Source organism: Brevundimonas sp. (assembly GCF_032017145.1).
GTDB lineage: Bacteria > Pseudomonadota > Alphaproteobacteria > Caulobacterales > Caulobacteraceae > Brevundimonas.
This window is the reverse complement of the sequence record NZ_DALZQC010000207.1, coordinates 1-2,210: the sequence shown is the minus strand read 5'-3', so window position 1 is coordinate 2,210 and position 2,210 is coordinate 1. Positions and strand designations below refer to the sequence as shown.

General features: G+C 70.3%; 2 protein-coding genes and 1 pseudogene. 2 read left to right on the top strand and 1 reads right to left on the bottom strand.

Translation table 11 applies throughout. The features are described from left to right. A partial coding sequence (locus RTU05_RS17980; RefSeq protein WP_312599648.1) for a glutamate synthase-related protein occupies nt 1–216 on the bottom strand: 216 nt, incomplete at its 3' end. 207 nt (nt 217–423) lie between these two features. Between RTU05_RS17980 and RTU05_RS17975 the strand changes: the two genes are divergently transcribed. Together RTU05_RS17975 and RTU05_RS17970 are read left to right on the top strand one after the other, a co-directional pair. After that, nucleotides 424–1,611: a TolC family protein gene (locus RTU05_RS17975; protein ID WP_291836590.1), complete on the top strand. Its 1,188-nt coding sequence runs from the start codon at nt 424–426 to the stop codon at nt 1,609–1,611. Further along, nucleotides 1,611–2,210: pseudogene (locus RTU05_RS17970) on the top strand (biotin/lipoyl-binding protein); the annotation flags it as partial. The gene RTU05_RS17975 and the pseudogene RTU05_RS17970, both read left to right, overlap by 1 nt.

Sequence of the window (2,210 nt, the reverse complement as noted above, 5' to 3'; positions counted from 1 at the left end):
ACCCTGGTCTCCGCCGTGTTTTTCGTCGCCCCGATCGCTGACGCCGCGACCTGCGCCCCAGAGACGACCTCGGCTCACGCCATTGTCGCTCAGGATGCAGGCGATAGCGACCAGGGCGACCTTGGCGGTGGGCACGGAGTCTGCACCCACGGCCACTGCCACCACAACGGAACCGCCCGTGCGGATGTCGCCGACGACATCGCGATGCAAATCCACGCAAGGCCGGTTCACGCCTTCCCCTCGAGTGATTTTCCGTCGTCGATCTCGCCCGACGGCCTGAAGCGTCCGCCCAGAGTCTGACACGACGTCTGCGCCGCCGTGCGCGCGATCTCGTGTCAAATTTCTGGAAGATGAATCATGCCTCCCTCACATCGCAGGCCGCCGCGTTTCGCGGTCGGCTGCGCGCTGGCCGCATTTGCGGCCGTGCTGGCCAGTCCCGCTTGGGCTGACCCCGCTCCGTCGTTCGCCGAGCTGCTCGCCCAGCTCGATCAAACCCCGGCCACCCTTGAAGCCGGCGCCCTGTCCGACGCCGCTGAAGCGCGTGTCCGCCAGGCCCGTGTCAGGCCTAATCCGACGATCGCTCTCGACGCCGAAAACGCGTTCGGCACGGGGCCCTTCTCAGGCTACGCCAACGCAGAAACCACCTTGTCGATCAGTCAGGACCTTGAGCTCTGGGGACGCCGAACCGCGCGGGTGAATGTCGCCCGCGCGGAAGCCGGAACCGCGGCGCTGCAACGGGACCTCGCCATCATCGACGCCGCCGGACGACTCGCACAGGTCTATGCCGATGCGGAAGCCGCTCAACGGCGGGCCGTGCTCGCCGAGGAAAGCCTTACCTTGACCATCGCCGATGCGAGGGCCGCCCTCGTTCTTGTCGAAGAAGGCCGTGAGCCACTGCTGCGCGGCATCCAGGGTGAAAGCGAAGCGGCTGCGGCGCGTGCCTCGCGCGATGAGGCCGTCGCGGAGCGCGACGCGGCCTTCGCGCGACTGACCGCAGTCGCCATGCTGGCGGCTCCGGTGACGACCATCGACGCCAGCCTGCTGGACCTCGCGCCTGCCGCCACCTTCGCGGCCCCGGCGGATGCGCCGACCGTTCGCGTCGCCGAGGCTCACCGCGCGGCCGCCGAACGCCGGATCGACGTGGAGCGAATCCGCTCGCGCCCGGACATCAACGCCAGCGTCGGTGTCCGTCGATACGAGATGGAGGACGCGACGGCGTTGACTTTCGGCGTCAGCATGCCGCTGCCCCTGTTCGACCGCAACCGCGGGAACATAGACGCGGCGCAGGCCGACTTCCGGGCTGCGGACGCGCGGCTTCTTGGAGCCCGTCAGGAAGCCCAGGCCGATCGCGCCGCGGCGCGGGCGCGGCTTGCCGCCTCCGTCAGCCGGGTCTCCGCCGCCGATGCAGGGGTGGCGTCCGCTGAGGAAGCCTACCGTCTGTCGCGGATTGGAACCGAAGCCGGGAGGATCTCCCAGCTCGAACTGCGGGTCACACGCACCGCCCTGATCTCAGCTCGGACTTCGGCCGTCGATGCACGCCTTGCACGTGTCCAGGCCGAGATTGAACTCGCGCGCCAGGACGGCCGCGCCCCCTTCCAAGGAGCCCAATGATGCGCAAGCGCACATCCAACAAGACGTTGCTGATCGGCGGCGCCGCCGCCGTCGTTCTGCTTGGCGGAGGCGGGCTGTTCCTGCTCACGCGCGGGCCGGACGCCGCTCCAGCCGCCGCCGAGGGTGAGGCGGGTCACGCTGAAGAAGAGGGCGCTCATGCCGAGGGCGAAGCCGGCCACGAAGGCGAGGCCGAAGCGCCGGAAGGCTTCGTCGCTCTGAGCGCGGCCCAGGCCCAGGCCGCCAACCTGATCGTGGTCGGCGTCGGTCGGGGAGGGGGCGCCGAAACCCGGCTCTCCGGGCGGGTCGAGCCCATGGTCGACGCGCGCGCCGCTGTGGCGGCGTCCGTCGGCGGGCGGGTCGAGCGGGTTCTCGTAGCTCCGGGCCAGTCGGTCCGGATCGGTCAGCCCCTGGCGAGCGTCGTCAGCGGTGAAGCGGCGACGTTCCGCGCGGACGCAGACGCGGCGGCCGCCGAAACTGAAGTGGCGCGCCAGGCTTATCAACGCAACCGCAATCTGGCGGACCAGGGCGTTGTCGCCCGACAGGAGGTCGAGGCGTCCCGCGCGCAACTGCTCAGCGCCGAAGCCGGCGCCCGCGCCGAT